General features: G+C 66.1%; 16 protein-coding genes. 7 read left to right on the top strand and 9 right to left on the bottom strand.

The features are described from left to right. Positions 1-49: 49 nt before the first annotated feature. Positions 50-964 carry a dihydrodipicolinate synthase family protein gene (locus tag LIX00_RS06745; protein ID WP_227355435.1) on the bottom strand — a complete coding sequence of 305 codons (915 nt, stop codon included), beginning with the start codon at positions 962-964 and terminating at the stop codon, positions 50-52. A gap of 98 nt (positions 965-1062) precedes the next feature. Here LIX00_RS06745 and LIX00_RS06740 point away from each other — a divergent pair, with 98 nt between their 5' ends. The 3 genes from LIX00_RS06740 to LIX00_RS06730 all read left to right on the top strand — a co-directional run bounded on the left by LIX00_RS06740 (position 1063) and on the right by LIX00_RS06730 (position 2068). After that, positions 1063-1335, top strand: a complete 273-nt coding sequence (locus LIX00_RS06740) for a MoaD/ThiS family protein (RefSeq protein ID WP_227355434.1) — start codon at positions 1063-1065, stop codon at positions 1333-1335. 105 nt (positions 1336-1440) lie between these two features. Beyond that, complete coding sequence (locus LIX00_RS06735; RefSeq protein ID WP_227355433.1) at positions 1441-1677, top strand: hypothetical protein; 237 nt, start codon at positions 1441-1443, stop codon at positions 1675-1677. Further along, entirely contained in the window at positions 1640-2068 is a 429-nt protein-coding gene (locus LIX00_RS06730; RefSeq protein WP_227355432.1) for a hypothetical protein, read from the top strand. Before LIX00_RS06735 ends, LIX00_RS06730 begins: the two co-directional genes overlap by 38 nt. On the opposite strand, the gene LIX00_RS06725 is transcribed toward LIX00_RS06730, so the two are convergent. Both LIX00_RS06725 and LIX00_RS06720 read right to left on the bottom strand, forming a co-directional pair. Further along, positions 2065-2214, bottom strand: a complete 150-nt coding sequence (locus tag LIX00_RS06725; protein WP_227355431.1) for a YHS domain-containing protein — start codon at positions 2212-2214, stop codon at positions 2065-2067. The genes LIX00_RS06730 and LIX00_RS06725 overlap by 4 nt on opposite strands. Positions 2215-2265: 51 nt before the next feature. Next, entirely contained in the window at positions 2266-3489 is a 1224-nt protein-coding gene (locus LIX00_RS06720) for an HAD family hydrolase (RefSeq protein WP_227355430.1), read from the bottom strand. Positions 3490-3609: 120 nt separating this feature from the next. On the opposite strand from LIX00_RS06720, the gene mutL reads away from it, so the two are divergent. Continuing rightward, complete coding sequence (gene mutL, locus LIX00_RS06715; RefSeq protein WP_227355429.1) at positions 3610-5751, top strand: DNA mismatch repair endonuclease MutL; 2142 nt, start codon at positions 3610-3612, stop codon at positions 5749-5751. Positions 5752-5805: 54 nt separating this feature from the next. Here the strand turns inward: mutL and LIX00_RS06710 are convergent, their stop codons facing one another. Next, a complete protein-coding gene (locus LIX00_RS06710; RefSeq protein WP_227355428.1) occupies positions 5806-6549 on the bottom strand; it encodes a M23 family metallopeptidase in 744 nt (247 codons plus the stop codon). A gap of 450 nt (positions 6550-6999) precedes the next feature. Here LIX00_RS06710 and LIX00_RS06705 point away from each other — a divergent pair, with 450 nt between their 5' ends. After that, positions 7000-7743 carry a hypothetical protein gene (locus tag LIX00_RS06705; protein WP_227355427.1) on the top strand — a complete coding sequence of 248 codons (744 nt, stop codon included), beginning with the start codon at positions 7000-7002 and terminating at the stop codon, positions 7741-7743. 31 nt (positions 7744-7774) lie between these two features. Further along, entirely contained in the window at positions 7775-7960 is a 186-nt protein-coding gene (locus LIX00_RS06700; RefSeq protein ID WP_227355426.1) for a DUF7333 family protein, read from the top strand. 480 nt (positions 7961-8440) lie between these two features. Here the strand turns inward: LIX00_RS06700 and LIX00_RS06695 are convergent, their stop codons facing one another. The 5 genes from LIX00_RS06695 to LIX00_RS06675 form a co-directional block, all read right to left on the bottom strand. Beyond that, positions 8441-9412: a phosphoadenosine phosphosulfate reductase family protein gene (locus LIX00_RS06695; RefSeq protein ID WP_227355425.1), complete on the bottom strand. Its 972-nt coding sequence runs from the start codon at positions 9410-9412 to the stop codon at positions 8441-8443. A gap of 254 nt (positions 9413-9666) precedes the next feature. Continuing rightward, the gene (locus LIX00_RS06690; protein ID WP_227355424.1) at positions 9667-10242 is read right to left on the bottom strand and encodes a DUF7110 family protein; all 576 of its coding nucleotides are present in this window, start codon (positions 10240-10242) and stop codon (positions 9667-9669) included. A 104-nt stretch (positions 10243-10346) separates the two neighbouring features. After that, complete coding sequence (locus tag LIX00_RS06685; RefSeq protein ID WP_227355423.1) at positions 10347-10691, bottom strand: glutaredoxin family protein; 345 nt, start codon at positions 10689-10691, stop codon at positions 10347-10349. 41 nt (positions 10692-10732) lie between these two features. Continuing rightward, the gene (gene gfcR / locus LIX00_RS06680) at positions 10733-11359 is read right to left on the bottom strand and encodes a transcriptional regulator GfcR (RefSeq protein WP_227355422.1); all 627 of its coding nucleotides are present in this window, start codon (positions 11357-11359) and stop codon (positions 10733-10735) included. After that, a complete protein-coding gene (locus LIX00_RS06675; RefSeq protein ID WP_227355421.1) occupies positions 11356-12420 on the bottom strand; it encodes a glucose 1-dehydrogenase in 1065 nt (354 codons plus the stop codon). Before LIX00_RS06675 ends, gfcR begins: the two co-directional genes overlap by 4 nt. A gap of 236 nt (positions 12421-12656) precedes the next feature. Here LIX00_RS06675 and LIX00_RS06670 point away from each other — a divergent pair, with 236 nt between their 5' ends. Further along, positions 12657-13697 carry an NAD(P)-dependent alcohol dehydrogenase gene (locus LIX00_RS06670; RefSeq protein WP_227355420.1) on the top strand — a complete coding sequence of 347 codons (1041 nt, stop codon included), beginning with the start codon at positions 12657-12659 and terminating at the stop codon, positions 13695-13697. Positions 13698-13701 lie beyond the last annotated feature (4 nt).

The following is a 13701-nucleotide window of genomic DNA, read 5'->3' as shown; positions in this document are numbered from 1 at the left end:
CCTTCTTGTTATAGGCTATCCCCGACGAACGATAGTATCGGGGAGCCGACTAGAGCAGGTCGAGCGCGCGGAGGTCGGACTCCAGCGACGCCCGATCGGCGTCGTTCATCTTCCGGAGGGGGCTCCGGAGCGGGCCGGGCGAGAAACCCACGTCCCGCAGGTCGAGCGCCGTCTTCACGCCGGCCATGTACGACCCGCCCTTGAAGGCGTCTCGAACCGCGAACACCTCGCTCTGAAGCTCTCGTGCGCGGTCCTCGTCGCCGGCGTCGTAGGCGTCGTAGAGGTCGACGACCAGTTCCGGGAAGGCGTTCGCGACCGCGCTGACCATGCCCGTACAGCCGACTTCGAGTCCGGCGAACAGCAGCGAGTCGGAGCCGGCGAGGAACGTGAGTTCGGGGTGCGCGTCGATAGCCTGCGCGAGCCACGGCACGTCCTTGCTCGAATCCTTGACGCCCGCGATGTTCGGGACGGCGGCGAGTTCGGCGAGGGTGTCGAGCGACAGCGAGTTCCCGGTCTTGCTCGGGATGTGGTAGACGTACACCGGCAGGTCGACCGCATCGCAGACGCGCCGATAGTGGGAGAGTGCGGCGTCGTGGTCCAGCGGGTAGTAGTACGGCGTGACGACGACGACGCCGTCAGCGCCGACCGATTCGGCGTGTTCGGCGTGGGCCACGGTCTCGTGCGTGCTCGGCGCGCCGACGCCCGCGATGACCGGAACCTCGTCCACGGCGTCGACGACCGCCTCGACGACGCCGCGACGTTCCTCGCCCGTCAGGAGCGGAAACTCCCCGTTGGTTCCAAGGGGGAACACGCCGCGCGCGCCGCCATCCACGACGAACTCCGCGTGCGCCGCCGTCGACTCGTAGTCGACCGACTCGTCCTCGTGGAACGCGGTGATGGTGGGCGGGATGATTCCGTGCAGCGAGAGCGGGTCGTCCGACCCCGGCTCGGGTGCGTGTGCCATGGCGGAACATCGTCGCCCGAGCCAATAAGGAGTTTTGCTCCGAGAGTTCTTTTTCGGTAGTGAGTAAACTTTTAATCCCGGGGCTCCTACGTACGCGTATGAACGTCACAGTTAAACTCTCCGGCCCGCTTGTGGCGCGAACCGGTACCCGCGACGCCCGCGTCGCGGTTCCCGAGGAGGCGACCGTCGAAGACGTGGTGAATCAACTCGGCGAGAAGTACGGACCGCAGGTTAGCGCCGGAATCGCCGACGGACTCGGCATCCGTTCGGACACCCGCATCCTCCGCGAATCGGAGCGCGAGGCCGAACCCCTCTCGGCCCGCAGCCCCGTCGAAGCGGGCGACACGGTGCGCGTCCAACCGAACGCTTAAATCGCGCTCGTCGTCTCCTCTCGGTTCTTTCCGTTCACCCGAACGTAAATTATATATCACTTTCTGGCGGTGTTGCGGTGTGTCCCTCCGACGAGAGGCGTCTCCGTGAACCGACGACTGAAAGGCCTCCTCTGTTTCGCGTTCGCCGCCAACGCACTCTGGCTGTTTCCTCGCGCCGACGAACCGCGGTACGAGTACCGGGCCGTGGAGCTGAACGAGTCGAACGCGCATCGGTACATCGCTGCGCATCCGTCCGTCCGTCCGTCGGTGCTTCTTCGAGGCGTCTCGCACCTGCGGAGTCGAGATGCGAGCGAGAAACGACCCTATCGCACTCGACGCTAAAAACCGGGAACTGTACGCGGACTACCAGTACACCGCCACCCCCGACGGGTACTTCGAGCCGACCGCCGAGAGCCGGAACGGGACGGTGTTCGTCTCGTCGCAAAAAGTATCTCGAACGAAGGTCCTCTCGGATATCGCGTACTCTCCGACTCCCTCGGTCACGCGGTACGACGAAGCGATACGGAACGCAGTCGAGGGCGGCCGCGCGGTATCGTCCAGCGAAATCGACGCGGTGCACCGCATCGTCCGCGACGACGGACGATACTACGTCGTGCAGGACTCGTGGATATCGGACCCGCTCTCGTCGCTCGGACGCCTCGCTCTGCGCGTACTCCTCTGGCTCGCCACCGTCCCGCTCTCGGTCGCCGGTTTCGTCTACCGGTACGGTTAAGCGCCGACGTACTCGCCCGGCGCGTTCTCGAACTCCTCGCGGTGCTCCGCCGAGCAGAAGCGGTACTGCTGTCCGATGTGGCGGGTGACGAACTCCGTCTCTCGATTCGCGTAGAGGTTCGTGCCGCAGACTGGACATTCTTGCATGGATGCGATTTCGGGGTCGGGACGAAAGGGTACTCTGCCTGCGAGGGCAGGCTACCCGAGGCGGGCCAGCCGGTTCAGCGCGTACACCGCCCTGAGCACGTCGCCCGCCTTCCCGCGGTCGAAGACGAGTTCGTCGGTGCGGACGACGTGGTCCAGCGCGTCGCGGGAGGCGTGTTCGGGCGCGGCGGCGATTCCCCGGTCGTTCTCCGCCGCCCACCGCATCACGCGGAGGTCGCTCTTGCTGTCGCCCATCACCAGCGTGAAGGGGTCGTCCACGCCGAGCACCTCCAGCGCGGCCTCCACGCCGACGACCTTGTTCAACTCCCGACTCCCGATTTCCGCGGCGTCGCCCTCGTAGTAGGCCACGTCGATTCGTTCGAAGGTGTCCCGCACGTCCTCCGGAATCGCCGCCGCGTCGCGCTCGGACGTCTCGCCCTGCGCTTCGAGCACGCCGCGAATCTCGGGGTCGCTGTCGGCGTAGTAGGCCCGCGCCCAGTCGCGTCCGTCCTCGGCCACCGTCTCCCCGAGCAGGTCGAGCAGGTAGACCAGCGCGTCGTCGACGACCTCCACCGCCCGCGAACTCCCCGTCTCGAAGTTCGGCTTCATCGTGACGTTGAACTCGTTGCCCTGCAGGTGGGTGCACCGCCGGAGTTCGTCGGGGGAGGCCGAGAGCACCCGCGAGCGAATCGCGTCGAAGACCGCCCGAATCTCGTCGTCCAACTCCTCGTACAGCAGGCGCTTCGTGTCCGCGCCGTGACCGGGCGTGAACACGCCCGTCCCCGCCTCGTAGACGATGCTCAGGTCCCCGGAGTGGACGATTTCGTTGCCGAGACCCTGAATCGCGAACCCCTTGACGTTCTCCAGGGTCTGGCCCGTGCAGACGACGATGGGGACGCCCTTCTCGTGGAATTCGGTGAGCAGGTGGAGCGTCTCGCGGGGTATCTCGTTGTCCGTCCCGCCCGCGGAGCGCAGCGTCTCGTCCACGTCCAGCACCAGCGCGTTCACCGCGCGCCCGTACTTCGAGTAGAGGTCGAGCGCCGTGAACGCCTGGTCGCGCGTGGCGTGCGCCGCGATGTCGGCGTAGGTCTCGCCCGCGTCGAACGCGCCGCGAATCTCGTCTTTCTTCGCGTCGAGTTCCTCGCTGGCTGACTGCCAGTGTTCCAGCGCCACCCGCGAATCGACCGGCGGGAACAGGTCCACGAAATCCTGGTACGCTCTGAGGGTCTTCGCGTCGAACTCGTCGTAGAGCCGATAGAGGGCGTCGTAGCGTTCCATAGTGGACGTGGGTCGTTTTCCGGGATAAAGCTCGGGGAGGGAGTCCGACCGCGGCGTCCGCGACCGAGGCCGGGAGGGACACGCGAACCTTGAAGACGCCGGGCCGAAACGATTCGAGGGATGACCGACGGCGAGACGACCATTCGCCCGCTCTCCGAGACGACCGTCCAGCGAATCGCGGCGGGGGAGGTGGTCGAGCGACCGGCCTCCGTGGTGAAGGAACTGGTGGAAAACAGCCTCGACGCGGACGCATCGCGCATCTCGGTGCGCGTCGACGGCGGCGGAACGGAGCGAATCGTCGTCACCGACGACGGCGCGGGGATGAGCGAGGCGGACGTGCGGGTCGCGGTCGAAGAGCACACGACGAGCAAGATTCGGGATATCGACGACCTCGAATCGGGCGTCGCCACGCTCGGGTTCCGGGGCGAGGCGCTCTACACCATCGGCGCGGTGTCCCGAATGACCATCCGGACGAAATCTCGAGGTGGGGAGCGCGGCACCGAACTCCGACTCGTCGGCGGCGACGTGGAGCGCGTCGGGCCGGCGGGCTGTCCGGAGGGTACGACGGTCGAGGTCGCGGAGCTGTTCTTCAACACCCCGGCGAGAGGGAAGTACCTGAAGACCGACGCGACCGAGTTCTCGCGCGTCAATCGCGTCGTCACGCAGTACGCGCTGGCGAACCCCGACGTGGCGTTCTCGCTGGAACACGACGGGCGCGAGGTGTTCTCCACGACCGGACGGGGGGACCTCCGGTCGACGATCCTCTCGGTGTACGGGCGGGAGGTCGCCACCGCGATGATTTCGGTCGACGGGTCGGCGGAGGTGGACGTCTCGGGGTACGTCAGCCACCCCGAGACGACCCGGAGCACCCGCGAGTACGTCGCCACATACGTCAACGGCCGGTACGTCCGCTCCGCGGTCGTCCGCGAGGCCGTGCTCTCGGCCTACGGAAATCAGCTCGCGCCCGACCGCTACCCCTTCGCCGTCCTCTTTCTCGACGTGCCGGGCGATTCGGTCGACGTCAACATCCACCCGCGAAAGTGGGAGGTCAGGTTTTCCGACGAGGGAAGCGTCCGCCGGAGCGTCCGCGACGCGGTGGAAGACTCCCTGCTGGAGGAAGGCCTCGTCAGGTCGTCGGCACCCCGCGGTCGCTCCGCGCCCGCCGAAGCCGACGTGGTTCCCGAGGGGGTGCAGTCGCGGTTCGACGCGGGAACGGACGGCGACGAGCCGGATAGCGACGAATCGGCACCCGACGAGTCGAGCGCCGAGCGGGAGACGTCGCACGCCCCGCGGACCGAACCGGCCGAGACGCCCAGCGCGCGGAACCGGTCGACCGAATCGAAACGACGCGCGGGCGGTTCGGCGTCGCCTCGCCCCGCTCCCGACGGCGCGACCGACGCGACCGACACCGCGTCGACCGGCCCCCGGAGGCCGACCGACGGCGACGCCGCGAGCGAACGGGGCCGGACGAACCGAACGTCCACCGCGCCCGACGAGAATTCCTGCCAGACGTCCGCGCGCGATTCACCGCCGGCGCGGGGGACCGCGGATTCGCGCTCCGAACCCGATCGCAAGTTCCGAGCGCCGACGGAGGCGGGAACGCTCGCGGGGTCGTCCGGCGAGGAGCGCGCGGAGTTCGACAGCCTGCCGCGGATGCGCGTCCTCGGACAGCTACACGACACCTACGTCGTCGCCGAGACCCCGGACGGGTTGGTGCTCGTCGACCAGCACGCCGCGGACGAGCGCGTGAACTACGAACGACTCCGCGAGCGGTTCGCGGGCGACACCACGACGCAGGTGCTCGCCGCGCCGGTCGAACTCGAACTGACGGCGGCGGAGACGGCGCTGTTCGACGAGTATCGGGAGGCGCTGGCGCGGTTGGGATTCCACGCCGCGCGCGCCGGAGAACGCACGGTCGAGGTGACGACGGTGCCCGCCGTGCTGAGCGAGACGCTCTCGCCCGACCTCCTCCGGGACGTGTTGAGCGAGTTCGTCTCGGCCGACCCGGACGAACGCGACGGGAATTCGGCGGAGGCGGTGGCCGACGCGCTCATCTCCGATCTGGCGTGTTACCCCTCGGTCACCGGAAACACGTCGCTTCGGGAGGGCGACGTGGTGCGACTGCTCTCGGCGCTGGACGACTGCGAGAATCCCTACGCCTGCCCGCACGGGCGACCCGTCGTCGTCGAGTTCGACGGAGACGAGATAGAAGACCGGTTCGAGCGCGATTATCCGGGCCACGCCGGGCGGCGATCGGAGTGACTGTCTCGGCGTCGACTCCGCGCGGAAAATAATCCGTGTCGGACGTTCGCCGAACTACAGCCCGCTGTAATCCCTCTGAATCGCACCGCCGGCGCTGACGGTCTGCCCGTCGCTGCCGGGAATCGGCTTGGGGTCGTTGTTCTGCTCGATGCCGAAGTGGAGGTGCGGCCCCGTCGAGTTTCCGGAGTCGCCCATTCCGGCGATGTGCTGGCCTCGGCTGACGCTCTGACCGTCCGAGACGGCGAAGCTGTTGACGTGGCCGTACTCCGTCTCGTAGCCGTTTTCGTGGACGATGTAGACGTAGTTCCCGTAACCGCCGGAGTCGTAGGCGGTGTAGGCGGTTCCGGCCCGCGCCGCGTAGATGGGCGTACCGATTTCGCCGTTGTGACCGATGTCCACGCCGTAGTGGTAGCCGCTGCCGCGCGGCCCGTACGGCGACGTGATGTAGCCGTTCATCGGCCAGACGATGTCGGTCTCCGCGCTCCCGGTGGAAGCGAGATATCGTTCCACGGACCAGCCCCAGACGTTGCGGTCGAGCCAGTGGACGCCCCACCAGGTGTAGCCGTCCTCGGTCGTCGGCCCGTTCATGATCTCGCCGACCTCGCCCGGCGAGACCGTGGCGACGACGGGCGACTCCGTCCCCGGCTGCTCCCGCGTGTTCAGGTTGGTCGTCGCTTCGACTCGCTCTCCGTCGCTGAAGGCGCTGGCCGAACCGCTGAGTGCTGCTGGAACGGCCAGCCCCGCCGCCGCCGTTCCGAGTGCTTTACCGAACGTTCGTCGATTCAATTTGCGCGTCATGGTTGTTGACCATCCGAGTTTCGTCGCGTTCTGTCGGTCGCGTTCGCCGCGATGGTCCCTTCGACGCGCGAGGGTTCCCGAAACCCACTGTATCGACAGCCGGTACACGTTCGAGGCGAGCCACCGCGGGAGGACTCCTCGGTATTCGTCCTCGACATGAACAATGTAACCAAACTCTAAATAACTTACTATAAATGAAAATGCGAGTGAATTAATGTCCCGTCTCCGTATTCATCGGCGTCCGTCGGGGCGGTCGTCTCCGGCGTGACGGGCGGCGACCGTCGGCGAGAAGCGAGTCGGTTCGGAAGGTAACAGAAGGGAGACGTCGACGGTAAAGACGGTAATCTGACACGTCGCGGTTCGAAGCCTGCGCGTCCGTAGCTGCTAACTTTCAAACCTGCCGCTCATCAAGGGGAACATTCATATCGGCGTGTCGAATCAATCAGCAGTATGGCACGCGGAACGAGTCGGGGCGGACTCATCGGCGCGATACGATACGACATACAGCAACTGCACGTCGGGTGGATGGCGCTGTTTTTTCCGCGACAGCGACAGCAATCGCACTCGGTGCTCGGAAAGTGGACCCCGCAGAGCGCGACGGGGAAGGCGGCCTACCGCGGGTGGAGCGCGGTCGGCGCGCTGACCGTCGCGCTGCTCTACCCGTTCGTCCTGTTCGGGTTCGCGGCGCGCTACTACACGAGTCGCATCGACCGGACGGCGGCGAGCCTCGGGATACTGGGCGTCGTCCTGCTCTCGGTGGTCGTGTGGGGCGGTCTCGCGGCGCTGGCGCGGATGCGCTTCTCGACGGAAGGGTTCCTCGCCGTCACCGCGGCGGGGGGCGTCGCCACCGTCGCCGCGGCGTTGGCGTACCTCACCAGCAAGCACGGCGGTCGGATAACGACGGTGCTGTTCGCCTACCCGTTCGGCATGACGGCGCTGTTCCTGCCGCCCGTGGTCGCGGCGCTGTACTCGCCGACGCTCTCGAACGTCGTCTTCCCGAACAGCGAGACGCTGGCGGTGTGGTTGCTCGACAACGTGCTCACCTACCGCGGAATCGACGAGTTCCTCCGGGCGCGGTTCGACCTCGAGGGACTCGCGTACGTCGGCATGTGGTTCGGCATCGCGGTTCCGATCGGTTGGCTCCTCGGGTTCTTAGTGACGCTGGCGAATCTCATGCGCCCGAAATCGGAGTAAGCCTTTTTATCGCGTCGGTTAACGCTCACGTATGAAGTTCGACGAAGTCACGACGGCGGTCGCGTTCCTCGTCCTCCTGGCGATAGTACTCGGCGGGACGTTGACGAGCGGCATGCCACAGACGATATCGATGATGGTCAGCGGCGGACTGGTCGTGTTCGGCGTCCTCGTGCTGGCGCTCGGCGTGAAACACGGCGAACACCGGGCGTCGCGGTAGTCACTCGCCGCGACCGACCGCGAGGATGTGATTCGTTTTAAATCCGTCACCGATAACACTACCTGTCGAACGGCGACCGAGCGAAACGAGGGAGCGATAGGCGGCCCGACCAACCGCCAGAAACTCCGCGAATTTTCACCGACAACCTGAACCAGCAGGTGACGCAACCGCCAGACCTGGGCGATTTCACACTCTCCACCTCCCAGCGGACGACACAGCCGCCAGAGCCGGCTCACTCTCCGCAGGTGAGGAGCGTAGCGACGAGCGAGCGGGCCGACGACTAAATGGAGTTCGGCGGACTCACGGTGCGAGTCGTCCGCGTAAAATGAAGGAGGAGTGTTTTCGCGAGCGACGCAACGAACGACTCGTCAGAGCATTGCTCTGACGGTGCTTTTGGTCGAGCTTTTCTCAGGAAAGTTGGCCGAAACCGGCGTCACAGTGACGCCGGTTTCGGTTCCCGACCGCGGGAAAAGCTCGTGCTCACATGTACCCGAGGTCGCGCAGGCGCTCCATCAGGTCCTCTTTGTCCTGGGCGCGGCCCGCGCGCTCGGTCGTGTTCTCCATGTCCTGCAGCCACGCGGGGTCCTCGTCGCTCTTCTCGGTGCTGACCTCGCTGCCGAGCGAGCGGAACCCTTCGAAGTACTTGGGCGAGACGGGGGTATCCTGCTGCGAGAGTCCGTTCGGCAGGTCGTCGTACCCCTGCGGGACGTAGCCCTCGTCGGGGTAGTCCTCGACGGTGTCGGGCACGACGAAGTGCCAGAAGGCGTCCCAGACGGCGGCCTCGTCGAACTGGAGGATGGGTTGGATGCGGTCGTGGGGCGGGTAGATGTCGGGGTCGTGGCGCGGGCTGAAGAACGTCTCGTCGGCGCGGGCCTCCTGTTCGTCCCAGCGGACGCCGGAGATGACGCCGTCCACGTCGTACTCCTCGAGCGCGTCGTTCAGCGCGACCGTCTTCAGCAGGTGGTTGCCGACGTAGGTGTCGAGCAGGAACGGGAACGTGTCCTCCTCGTACTCGAGGAGATCGCGCACGTGGTGCTGGTTGTGCTCCGACAGTTCGGAGACGGGAATGTCGTCGCCCGGTTCGAGGTCGTGTTCGTCCACGTACCCGCCGACGTCCTCGTTACGGGCGTAGATGACGTCCAAGTCCCACTCGTCGGCCCAGCGATCCACGAAGTCGTGAATCTCCTGGAAGTGCTGGTAGTGGTCGATGAACACCGCGGGCGGAACGTCGAGGTCGTGCCGCTCCGCGACCTCCTTGATGAAGTAGAGCGTGAGCGTGGAGTCCTTCCCGCCGGTCCACATGACGACGGGGTTCTCGTACTGCTCGAGACCCCGCCGCGTCACGTCGATAGCCTTCTCGATCTTATCTTCGAGCGAAGGGTAATCCTCGGGATTCTCGCCTTCGCCGTCGGTGTAGTCCACGTCGAGATAGTCTGGGAATTCGTCCGGCATGACTCGTAATTAGATATAATTAGGGGAGTAAAGTGCTTTTCGGCTCGGCGTGGAGAATCGTGACGGTAGGCGAGACGACGCGCGAGTCGCCGCGGTAGCGTTACTCGTCGGCGGTGACCTGCAGTTACGGTCCGTGAACGACGTTCTAAGAGCGGGCGCGCCGCGAGTCGAACAGTGGTGACGCGCCGAAAACTAGCGAGCGACGTAAGAGCGCGGGTCGAGTCTCCGCAGTCTGCGACCGATCCCGGGTCGCGTTAAGAGATGAATTTGTTGTCGCGCCAGTTCACGCCGCTGGACGAGGAACTCTCCTTTCGCGGTCCCTCCACGACCTCGATGGAGGCGGGTCGGTCGTCCCCGTCGACGATGCGGGTCGCCTCCAGGTCGCCGTCGACCTCGGCGATCGCGGTGAGCGTCCCCTTCTCCGCTTTGCGGGCGAGCGCGCAGAGCACTTGGAACATCGGATACTGGACCGCGCTGTTCTGGAGGACGGTCTCGCGGTCGCCCTTGAACGCGGCCATCTCGATGAGTTCGCCCGTGGGTTCCTCCTCGTCTTCGTCGTACTCCTCGCCCCATCGCGGGGCGTTGCGCCGCGCCTCCTCCTCTTCCGTGAAGACGCGCGTCTCCGAGACGCTCGCTTTCAACTGGGCGGTCGGCGTGTACTTGCTGATGCTTTCGTCCGTCGACACCGCGCTGATGATGAGCGTGTTGTTGCGGCGAGTGATGTCGACGCTGTCTATCTTCTCCGGCAGCTGAGGGTCGCTTTCGAAGTAGTCGTAGACGGTCTCAAGCGGCAGTTCGAGCGTCGAATGCAGTCGGTATACCTGGCTCATTTGTGGTCGGTGGTTCCGTCTCCCGGCGGCTGTCGGTTACCTATACGCGCCCCGAACATATAGGGTCTACTCTTTCGGTTGCGGATTCAACCGTCGAAACGACCCTATTCGGTTCGGAGCGTCTCTCCCAGTTCGTCGCGCTCTTCCATCTCGGCTAAAACGTCGCTTCCGCCGACGAACTCGCCGCCGACGAACGTCTGGGGAATCGTCTCCCAGCCGCTGTGGCGCGAGAGCGCCTCGCGGTAGGCGTCCAAGTTGTCGAGCACGTCGACCGTCTCGAACTCGTCGCGGTGTTTGCCGATGAGTTCGAGCGCGCGCCGGGAGTACCCGCACTGCGGCATCATCGACGTTCCTTTCATGAACAGGACGACTTCCTCGTCCTCGACGGCCGAATCGACTCGTTCCGCTACTTCCTCGGCGGAGAGTTGTTCGCCGGGTGTGAACGTCATACGCTTGCGTAAGAACCGACGCCGCAAAGAAGTTGCGACTGTCACTCCTCGCTGCCGACGCCGATGACCTGCACGAGCGAGTAGACGGGGACGCCCTTCAGTTCCTCGAATCCCTGCTTGTCGGCGAGGACGATGCAGGCGACCGGTTCGCCGCCCTGGTCCTCGATGGCGTCGATGGTCTCGCCCATCGTCGTTCCGCTGGTGATGGTGTCGTCCACGACGTAACACTCGCGGTCGCGAATCTGGGCGAAGTTGCGCGAGAAACTGCCGCCGTACTCGTCGATGTCGCCCTCCTCCCACTGGTGCTTTCGCGGGGCGTACGTGCCGAGGTCGGTGTCGAGTTCGCGCGCCACCACCGTCGCCAGCGGCGCGCCCGCTTTCTCGATGCCGATGGTCAGGTCGACCTCCTCGCCGTGTTTCGACAGCATGTCGGCCATCGCCGCGCCGACGTAGGAGAGTCGGGCGCTGTCGCGCCCGACGGCGCTCCAATCGACGTGGATGTCCTGCGGGCCGCCCTTCGGTTCGGGGGTCGGGGCGCTCCCGCTGCGCTCGACCAGCCAACTGGCGGTCTCGCGCGACACGTTCAGTTCGTCCGCGATTTCGCCCTTCGAGAGGCCGCGCTCCGCGAGTTCGGCCGCGCTCTCGATGAGGTCGTCTACGTTCTTCATTGGTTGTGGAATTTTACCGCCGTCTTTATTGTCGTTTCGTCGTCCGCAAAGGCGTCCGCGAAGTTTGACAGGTCGTGGACGCCGGTGACGAGGTCGTCTTTCAGCCAATCGGGGAGTCCGGAAAGCGTCTCGACCGCCGCCTCGAAGTGCCGGTAGTTGGAGTTGACGCTGCCGACGAGCGCCTTGTTCCCCATCACGAGTTCGCGGTGGAGACGGCCACCGTCGACCTCGAACGTCCACGACTCCGGAACACCGAGCAGCGCGGCGACGCCGTTGGGCGCGAGCGCCGACACCGTCTCGAAGGCGTGCGGGGCGTAGCCGGTCGCCTCGTAGACGAAGTCCATCGGCTCGTGGGCGTCCGGAATCTCGGGGACGGGCGTCTCGCGCGAGTCGACGTACGTCGCGCCCAGTTCCTCGACGATGTCGATGGTCGCGTCGGGCCGGTCGCGCCGCCCGAGGCAGTACGTTCGCTCGAACGAATCGCCGAGCGTCGCCAGCGTGAGCAGACCGAGGCTTCCGTTGCCGAGCACCAGCGCGCTCTCGGGTCGCCACTCGAACGCCGACCGCGAAGCGCGGGCCGTCTCGACGGCCTTCTCGGAGATGCTTATCGGTTCGACCAGAAAGCCCCACTCGGCGAGGCCGTCGGGGATCGGAACTAGAAACTCGGCGGGGCTGGTGAAGTACTGGCTCATGAAGCCGTGTGCGCCCGAGATGCCGCGCTCGGCCACTTCGTCCGCCGGGGCCATGTCGGGTTCGCCGCGCTCGAAGAACTCGGTCGCGCCGTCCGCGAGCGGTCGGCGCACGGTCGGAACGACCACGTCCCCGGCCTCGAAGGCGGTTCCGTTCGGGTCTTCGACGACGCCGACCGCCTCGTGCCCGAGGACGAGGTGGTCTTCTCCCGGCGGGAAGTTCCCGTGGCGTCCGGCGATGACCTCGTGGTCGGTGCCGTCCACGCCGACGGCGAGCGTCCGAACCAGCGCCTCGCCGGAGTCGGGTTCCGGGCGCGGCTTCTCCAGAATTTCGGGGGCGTCGGCCCCGCGCTTCAGCGCGATTGCGTCCATGCTCCACCCTTTGTCGACGCTCGCTCAAAACATTTATTCTTTCCCGAGTAAATCCTTCAATCGCGGGAGGCCGACGGCCGGGTCTTGCACTCACGTTCGAACTCGAACGCCTGTCTGGCGCGCCGCACCGCCGCTCGGCCCACCCGCGTTTCGATTCGATATCGACGCTCCCCCGCTCCGACCGGCGCGCCCCTATCGCCACAACACCTGTTGTCCTCCGTCCCGTGGTTCGCCACATGCGCGCCGCACGACTCCACGAGTACACCGATCAGATGGACGACGCCCTCGCCGTCGACGACGTGGACCGACCCGAAGCGACCGAAGGCGACCACGTCGTCGTCGAAATCGAAGGCGCGGGCTGGTGCCAGACCGACAACCACGTCATCGAGGGGATGTGGGAAGAGCAGATGAACCAGTCGCTCCCGATGACGCTGGGCCACGAGAACGCCGGCACCGTGGCCGAGACGGGAGAGGACGTGACGGTCGTCTCGGAGGGCGACCCCGTCCTCTGCCACCCCGCGATGACCTGCGGCGTCTGTCGGGGCTGTCGCCGCGGGCAAGATATGCACTGCGATAACCTCGTCTTTCCCGGCCTCTCGACCGACGGCGGTTTCGCGGAGTACCTCCTGACGAACGAGCGCGCCGTCGTTCCGCTCCCGGAGGGCGTCGACACGACCGAAATCGCGCCCCACGCCGACGCCGGAATCACGGCCTACCACGCGGCGAAGAAGGCGGCCCGGGAACTGAACCCCGGCGAGCACGCCGTCGTCGTCGGCGTCGGCGGTCTCGGACACATCGGCCTCCAGGCCCTGCGAGCGATGACCGCGGCCGAGATCACGGCCGTGGACGTGAAAGACGAGGCCCTGAAACTCGCCCACGACCTCGGCGCGCACCACACCGTGAACTCGCGCGAGGAGGAACTGGCGGACGAGGTGGACGCCCTCACCGACGGTTCGGGCGTGAAGCAGATCCTCGACTTCGTGGGCGCGGACGAGACGTTGGACTACGCGCCGACCCTGCTCGCGGCGGGCGGCGACCACCACGTCGTCGGCTACGGCGGCCACGTCCACGAACCGGCGCAGGCGCTCGTCAACGGCGATTTCGACTACCGGGGGACGCTCGTCGGCACCTACCCCGAACTCCAGGAACTCGTGTCGCTGGTGGACAGAGGCGACGTGGAACTGCGCACCTCGCGGTACGAACTGGACGAGATAAACGACGTGGCTGAGATGTTGGAACACGGCGAAATCGAGGGACGAGCCGTCATCACGCCGTAACCGG

Source organism: Haladaptatus salinisoli (genome assembly GCF_020614375.1).
Taxonomy (GTDB): Archaea; Halobacteriota; Halobacteria; order Halobacteriales; family Haladaptataceae; genus Haladaptatus; species Haladaptatus salinisoli.
The sequence above is the reverse complement of the archived record's forward strand: the minus strand, read 5'-3'. Positions and strand labels throughout refer to the sequence as shown.